7 protein-coding genes and 1 pseudogene are annotated in these 6,967 nt (G+C 69.9%); 4 read left to right on the forward strand and 4 right to left on the reverse strand.

Translation table 11 applies throughout. The features are described 5' to 3' along the window. Nucleotides 1–116: 116 nt before the first annotated feature. Nucleotides 117–818 carry an HAD-IA family hydrolase gene (locus ABZY11_RS41710; RefSeq protein ID WP_356484168.1) on the forward strand — a complete coding sequence of 234 codons (702 nt, stop codon included), beginning with the start codon at nt 117–119 and terminating at the stop codon, nt 816–818. A 69-nt stretch (nt 819–887) separates the two neighbouring features. After that, entirely contained in the window at nt 888–1,067 is a 180-nt protein-coding gene (locus tag ABZY11_RS41715; RefSeq protein ID WP_356484169.1) for a hypothetical protein, read from the forward strand. A 106-nt stretch (nt 1,068–1,173) separates the two neighbouring features. On the opposite strand, the gene ABZY11_RS41720 is transcribed toward ABZY11_RS41715, so the two are convergent. Next, a complete protein-coding gene (locus tag ABZY11_RS41720) occupies nt 1,174–2,664 on the reverse strand; it encodes a hypothetical protein (protein WP_356484170.1) in 1,491 nt (496 codons plus the stop codon). 158 nt (nt 2,665–2,822) lie between these two features. Here ABZY11_RS41720 and ABZY11_RS41725 point away from each other — a divergent pair, with 158 nt between their 5' ends. Together ABZY11_RS41725 and ABZY11_RS41730 are read left to right on the forward strand one after the other, a co-directional pair. Next, a complete protein-coding gene (locus ABZY11_RS41725; protein ID WP_356484171.1) occupies nt 2,823–3,509 on the forward strand; it encodes a DUF305 domain-containing protein in 687 nt (228 codons plus the stop codon). Nucleotides 3,510–3,586: 77 nt separating this feature from the next. Further along, a complete protein-coding gene (locus ABZY11_RS41730) occupies nt 3,587–5,005 on the forward strand; it encodes an FAD-dependent oxidoreductase (RefSeq protein WP_356484172.1) in 1,419 nt (472 codons plus the stop codon). 2 nt (nt 5,006–5,007) lie between these two features. On the opposite strand, the gene ABZY11_RS41735 is transcribed toward ABZY11_RS41730, so the two are convergent. The 3 genes and pseudogenes from ABZY11_RS41735 to ABZY11_RS41745 all read right to left on the reverse strand — a co-directional run. Next, entirely contained in the window at nt 5,008–5,388 is a 381-nt protein-coding gene (locus tag ABZY11_RS41735) for a helix-turn-helix domain-containing protein (protein ID WP_356484173.1), read from the reverse strand. Nucleotides 5,389–5,503: 115 nt separating this feature from the next. Further along, nucleotides 5,504–5,920 (reverse strand): acyl-CoA thioesterase, encoded by a 417-nt coding sequence (locus ABZY11_RS41740; RefSeq protein ID WP_356484174.1) that lies wholly within the window; start codon nt 5,918–5,920, stop codon nt 5,504–5,506. A gap of 301 nt (nt 5,921–6,221) precedes the next feature. Then, a pseudogene (locus tag ABZY11_RS41745) lies at nt 6,222–6,710 on the reverse strand (substrate-binding domain-containing protein); the annotation flags it as partial. Between the last annotated feature and the right edge of the window lie 257 nt (nt 6,711–6,967).

Genomic DNA, 6,967 nt, shown 5'->3' on the forward strand with positions numbered 1-6,967 from the left:
AGCCGGCCCGGCCCGGCCGCGCCCCACCCTCCCCCGGCGGGAACCCGGGCCGGGACCCGGGTGCCGGGACCGTCCGGCCTTGTCGCGCCGCCCCGGCACCGGGGAGGATCACAGCCATGCAGATCAAGGGTGTTCTCTTCGACTTCTCCGGGACTCTCTTCCGCATCGAGCCGGTCCGGTCCTGGCTGCGCGCGGTTCTCATCGAGCGGGAGGTGACGGTGGGCGAGGCCGACTTCGAACGGTACGCGGGCGAGCTGGAGGCCGCCGGGGCGCTGCCGGGCGGCCCGTCTCCCCGCCACGTCCCCGCCCGGCTCTCCGCCGCGTGGGCCACCCGTGACGAGAGCGCGGAACTGCACCGGGAGGCGTACACCGGACTGGCCCGGCAGGTGGCCCTGCCGGATCCCGGCCTGTACGACGCGCTGTACGAACGGCACCGGTCACCCGCCGCCTGGCAGCCGTACCCGGACGCGACGGAGGTGCTCGGCGCGCTGCACGACAGCGGCACCAGGATCGGCGTGGTCAGCAATATCGGCTGGGACCTGCGGCCGGTCTTCCGGGCACACGGCCTGGACGCCCTGATCGATGCCTATGTCCTGTCGTACGAGCACGGCATCCAGAAGCCGGACGCACGACTTTTCCACACCGCCTGCACAGATCTCGGGCTGGATCCGGCGGATGTGGTCATGGTCGGCGACGACCGGCACGCGGACGGCGGGGCCGCGGCACTGGGCTGTGACGTGCGGTTTGTGCACCATCTGCCGGTGGAGGAGCGGCCCGACGGACTGCGGACGCTCGGACTGGTGCCGGGCGTTGCCTGACAAACATGTGAGAGATGTCCCTGACGCCCAATGGGTCCGATTGTCACATCGGGGCCTTAGCCTGTATGCATGTCCCGTTCTCCGTGCCCCTCCGATTCCACGCGCACTGCCGCCGTGGTGAACAAAGAGATCCGTGACCTGTGGCAGCGCTCGGGCGGCTGCCTGTCCCCGGAGGACGAGGAGCAGTACCAGCGGCTGCTGGTGGAGTGGGCCGCGGCCACGAGCGGCGGAGCCAGGTCCGCCGCCTAGGCACATCGCGGACACCGCGCAGCCCCGCAGGGGGGATCCGCCCTGCGGGGCTGCTTCGGTGCGCGATGGAGCCGGCTGTCGCCGGCCGGGTGGAGGATCCGGCCGGTCAGCGGTCGAAGTACTCCGGCTGGGTCTGCACATTGAGCTCGTCCAGCCGCACCCGCTTCGCCGGGTCGGTCCGCCGGTCGTCGAGCTTCAGGACGTCGAAGCCCTTGGCGATGTCGTTGGAGTAGATGTAGCCGTTGTAGTAGTACGCCGACCAGGGGCCGGCCGTGGTGACGGCGTCGGTGCGGACCGGGCCGCGCTCGAAGTAGCCGATCTCCTTCGGCTTCGACGAGTCGGTGAAGTCCCACACCGACACTCCGCCCTGGTACCAGGCCTGGACCATCAGGTCGCGGCCCTTGACCGGGATGATCGAACCGTTGTGGGCGACACAGACCTCGGTGTCGGCCTGCGGGCGGTCGATCTTGAAGTAGCTGCGGAAGACCAGCTTGCGGTGGTCGCCCCTGCCGACGATGTCGTAGATGCCGTTGGCGCCGCGCTTCGGGCCGATCTCCTCGTTGCAGGTGGCCGCGCCACCGCCACCGAGCTCATCGGTGAAGACGACCTTGTCCGTCGTCCGGTTGAACGTCGCCGAGTGCCAGAACGCGAAGTTCACATTGTCCTGCACCCGGTCGATGATCTTCGGGTTCTCCGGGTCCTCGATGGAGAACAGCAGGCCGTCGCCCATACAGGCACCGGCGGCCAGGTCCTTCGAGGGCAGCACGGTGATGTCGTGGCAGCCGGTGGTCTTGGAGACGCCCGGGTTTTCCGGAGCACCCGGGTTGCCGCCGTCCGGGAAGAGCACCGGGAAGTTCACCACCGCGGCCTTCTCGGGCGCGCCGCGCGGCACCTTGATGACGGAGATCCCGTCGTGCGGCGGCTGGCAGTCGGGGAACGTCGCGCTCGGCGAGTACGAGGAGACGTACACGTACACGTTCTTGCGCTCGGGGACCAGGGTGTGGGTGTGCGATCCGCACGCGGTCTCGACGGCGGCGACGTACTTCGGGTTGCGCTTGTCGCTGATGTCGAAGACCTTCATGCCCTCCCAGGAGGACTTCTCCGTGGCGGGCTGGGTGGTGCTGGTGCAGGAGTTGTCGCTGCGCGAGGAGTCGGTGGACAGGAAGAGCAGGTTGCCCGAGACCGAGATGTCGTTCTGCGAGCCGGGACAGAGGACCTGCGAGACCGTCTTCGGGGACCTGGGATCGCTGATGTCGAAGATCCGGAAGCCGTCGTAGTTTCCGGCGAAGGCGTACTTCCCCTGGAAAGCCAGGTCCGTGTTGAGGCCCTTGAGCGCGTCCTTCGGAACGTTGGCCAGATGGGTGATGTTGCCGCTGTGGACGATCTCGTCCACGCCGGGTATCTCGCCGCTGTTGATGGCGGCCCTGGCTTCGGCCTGCTGGGCGGTGGAGACGTCCGTCCGGGCCGCATCCGTGTCACCGGGATCGGGTGTCGCGGCCGCGGGACCGGCCATCAGCAGCGTGGCCAGCAGGCCGGCGGCTGCCGTAGCCACACCCAGGCGTCTGCGCCGCACCGGGCTCGTGTGCAACGAAATCACTGCGTCCTCCCATGTATCCGAACGTAGTTGAACGGTTCACGGTCCTCGGCAGTATCGTCCTTCCCATGGTGATCCCAACAGATGGCAACAGAGACGTAATGAAAGTTTCTGATCACTGCCGTGCGGAAGCGTGTTAGGACGATTGGCAACCACCTCATATGGCCATGGAGGTCCACTTGTTGATCCGCCGTCAGACCATGTGTGTACGCAGATCCGTTCTTGTCGCAACAGCCGTGTCCGCCGTTCTCGCCCTCGCCGCGTGCGATGCGGGAGACGGTGACAGCCGTACGAAGGCGCAGGCGGGCGGGGGCCCTTCGGTGGTGGCGCCCGGAAAGCCGGGAGAGCCCGCACGGACCCTGTCCGCCGAGGAGGCCGTGAAGGCCGCCGGGGACGACACCCCCAACTCGGCCGACTATCGTTATGTGCGCATGATGATCCAGCACCACGCCCAGGCCCTGGAGTTGACCGAGCTCGTCCCGTCGCGCGCCGGCTCCTCCTCGGTCAAACGGCTCGCCGAGCGCATCAGCGCGGGCCAGAAGCCGGAGATCGGCGCCATGGAGGGGTGGCTCCAACACAACGGCGGGGAGAAGCGCACCTCCGCCCACGACCACTCGGCGATGCCCGGGATGGCGACCCCGGCACAGCTGAAGCAGTTGCGCGAGGCGGACGGCACGGCCTTCGACAAGCTCTTCCTGAAGTTGATGATCACCCACCACCAAGGGGCGATCACGATGGCGACCGAGGTGCTCACGGAGGGGAACAACGTGCAGATAGAGGAGATGGCCGGGGACGTCGTCGCGCAGCAGACCGTGGAGATCAACAGAATGCGCGCGATGTCGTCCTGACGAAGCCCCGGGCGCGCCTCTCCCCCGCTCCGCCCGCCGGTGCCATGCTGGAGGCATCCCCCGGGAAGAGGTGCGCCGTGCTCCGTGTCGCCGTCGTCGGCTCCGGCCCCAGCGGGGTCTATACCGCCCAGGCCCTGGTCGCGCAGGACCGGGTTCCCGATGTCCGGGTCCATGTGCTGGACCGGCTCCCCTGCCCGTACGGCCTGGTGCGTTACGGCGTCGCCCCGGACCACGAGAAGATCAAGTCGCTGCAGAACAGTCTGCGGACCGTTCTGGAGCACGAGCGGATCACCTTCCTCGGGAATGTCGAGGTGGGCGGCGACGGGATTCCGCCCGAGCGGCTGCGTGAGCTCTACGACGCGGTGGTCTACTGCGTCGGCGCCGCGACCGACCGCGCTCTCGCCGTCCCCGGCGAGGGGCTGCCCGGCAGCTGCTCCGCCACCGAGTTCGTCTCCTGGTACAGCGCACACCCCGACGCGGCCGCCAACGGCTTCGCGCTCCGGGCCCGTTCGGTCGTGGTGATCGGGGTCGGCAATGTGGCGGTGGACGTGGCACGCATTCTCGCGCGGAGCGCACAGGAGCTGCACCCCACCGACGTGCCGCACGGTGCGCTCGGCGCGCTGGCCGGCAGCCGGGTGCGCGAGATCCACATGGCGGGCCGACGCGGACCGTCACAGGCCAGGTTCACCACCAAGGAGCTGCGCGAGCTGGGCGGTCTGCCGCAGGCCCGGGTCGTGGTGGACGAGGCTGAGCTCGCCCGAGATCCGGCGTACGCCGATCCGTCCGCCCGGCCGGTCCCCACCCTGTCCTCACCGCCGAACGCGCCGCCCCTGACGGCGGCGGCGCGGCGCAATGTCGAGGTGCTGCGCGGATGGGCGGCGGCCGGCCCCGAAGGCGCGGGCCCCGGCGGGCAGCCGGTGCGCAGCATCCACCTGCGGTTCTTTCTGCGTCCGGTCGAGCTGCTGGAGCGGGACGGCCGGGTGGCCGGGGTGCGGTTCGCCCGTACCGTGCCGGACGGCAGCGGGGGTGTGCGCGACGCCGGTACGTACGAGGACATCGACGCCCAGCTGGTGCTGCGGGCGGTCGGCTACCGCGGGATCCCGCTGCCCGGTCTGCCCTTCGACCCGGTCCGCGGGACGGTGCCACATCTGGCGGGGCGGGTGCTGCGGGACGGGGTGCCGTCGCCCGGGGAGTACGTCGCCGGGTGGATCAAGCGGGGGCCGACCGGAGTGATCGGCTCGAACCGGTCGTGCGCGAAGGAGACGGTGGCCTCGCTGCTCGACGACGCCCCACTGCTCGCCGGGCGTCCGTCGGCACCCGACCCGGTGGCCGCCCTGCGGGCATGGGGGCTGCGCCCGGTGGAATGGGACGGCTGGCTGTCCATCGAGCGGGCTGAGGCGGCGCTCGGCCGGTCGCTGGGCCGGGAGCGGGTGAAGATCCCGGACTGGGCGGGGCTGCTGGGCGCCGCACGGGGTGGCGGCCGGGACGGGGCGTGAGGTCAGCGGTCCTCGCCGATGCGCTGCACCTGCCGGTTCGCCGCGTCGAGGACGCGGTCGAGGAGCCCGGGGAACAGCGCCTCCAGGTCGTCCCGTCGCAAGCCGTTCATCTTGGCCGTGCCGCGGTAGATCTGCTGGATGATCCCGCTCTCGCGCAGCACCCGGAAGTGGTGCGTGGAGGTGGATTTGGACACCGGCAGTTCGAAACGGGAACAGGTCAGCTCGGCATCGGCGGCGGCCAGCTCACGGACGATGCGCAGCCGCATCGGGTCCGAGAGCGCGTGGAGCACCCCTTCGATGCGGATCTCGTCCCGCGCGGGGTGGTCGAGCACGCGACCGGCCGCCTCGGCGGCGCTTGCGGCAGGGGCGCTGGCGGGGGTCACGACGGCTCCACTTCCTGAGGTTGCTCCGGTCCTCCATATTACGAGACTCATCGTAGTTCCCTATGCACCGGGCGGTGGGGCCGGCCATCAGCCGGCCCCACCCGTCAGCCACCCGTCAGCCGCTGAGCAGGTCCGGGTTCTCGGCGAGCGAGGCAAGATGCCCGGCCGGATCGGCGATCAGCTTGCGGGCCGTCAGATCGAGCATCCCCGCCACGCCCGTGACCTCCGCCGCGACGGTGCCGTCCTCCTTGAGGATCTGCTGCGCGACCGTGAACGTCTTCCCCTCGCCGTACACGAACCGGCAGGTCACCCGTACCCGGTCGCCGCCCCGGAGCTCCCGCAGGAACTTCACCGTCGTCTCCAGCGCGACCGGCCCGACGCCGCTGGCCAGCAGCTTGTCCTGCGGCAGTCCCGCGGCGCGCAGGAGCTCCCAGCGGGCATGTTCGGCGTACTGCAGATACACGGCCTGGTTCAGGTGTCCCTGTGTGTCGAGCTCGTAGCCCCGGACGGTCACGTCAACAAGAAAAGTCATGAACGTCCCAACCCCGAGCCGCATTCCGCCATTCCCGCATCCGCACCACCTCCCGCCTCCACCGCTCCGGCCCCCTTACGGCCCTGTCGTGCCCAGGTAACCTCCTCACCGCTGGAGACTGCAGCAGAATCCGACAGACCTTGCTCCTCGGAATGAACTGCTTGCCCGAATCCCGAGGCGGGTCAGGGTTCTCCGGCGGGACCTCGCAGGTGTTCATCGAGCGCCCGCGCTGTTGGCTACGTCCTCGATCCGGGCGGCAGGGACGCGGCGCCCGGCAGGATCGGCGCGGCGGGTCCTTACCTCAACCAGGTCCTCTCGGAGAATGGGTCCTCTCGGACCCGGTGGATTCGCGGACGACGAGCCGGTAGCCGGGGCGGGGCCGTCGTGGTTCGGGAACTGGGCTGCCGGAGAGCCGTTCGACGAGGCTGTCGACGGCGAGCCGTGCGATGGCTTCCTTGTCGGGGGCGATGGTGGTGAGCGTGGTGGCCCCGTACAGGCTCTCCTCGATGTTGTCGAAACCGACGACGGCGACGTCCTCGGGGATGTGGAGCCCGCGTGAGGCGAGGGTGCGCATGGCACCGATGGCGATCAGGTCGTTGTACGCGAACACCGCGTCGGGCCGCTCTCCCCGGTCCAGGAGGGCGGCCATGGCGGTGGCGCCGCCCTCGCGCCCGTAGCCGTCGGTGACCACGACCAGCGACTCGTCGGGCTCGATGCCGGCCGCGGTGAGTTCCTCGCGCCAGCCGCGCAGCCGCAGATGGGCGGGCTGGCGCGCACGAGCCCGCTTCGATCTGCGGCAAACGGGGTCGTGAGAGCCTGCGCGGCCTGTGGACGGCTCGGTTTACAACGTTATGCAGGCGGTGTGACACGGGCGGCAAGACATCGTCGAGTTGTTTCTGCGAAGTTGCGAAGTGCCGCGCCCGCGAGGCTAAGTGCCGTACCAGCGTGATGAATTGCCGAACTGCCTTGTGGGAGCAGTCCGAGGCATCCAACGCCGACCGGCGCCGCACCTCCGGCCGTCGGACAACGCGTCTGACGGCCGGAGGC

The sequence above is a fragment of the Streptomyces sp. NPDC006510 genome (assembly GCF_040611955.1).
In the GTDB taxonomy this organism is placed as follows: Bacteria; Actinomycetota; Actinomycetes; order Streptomycetales; family Streptomycetaceae; genus Streptomyces.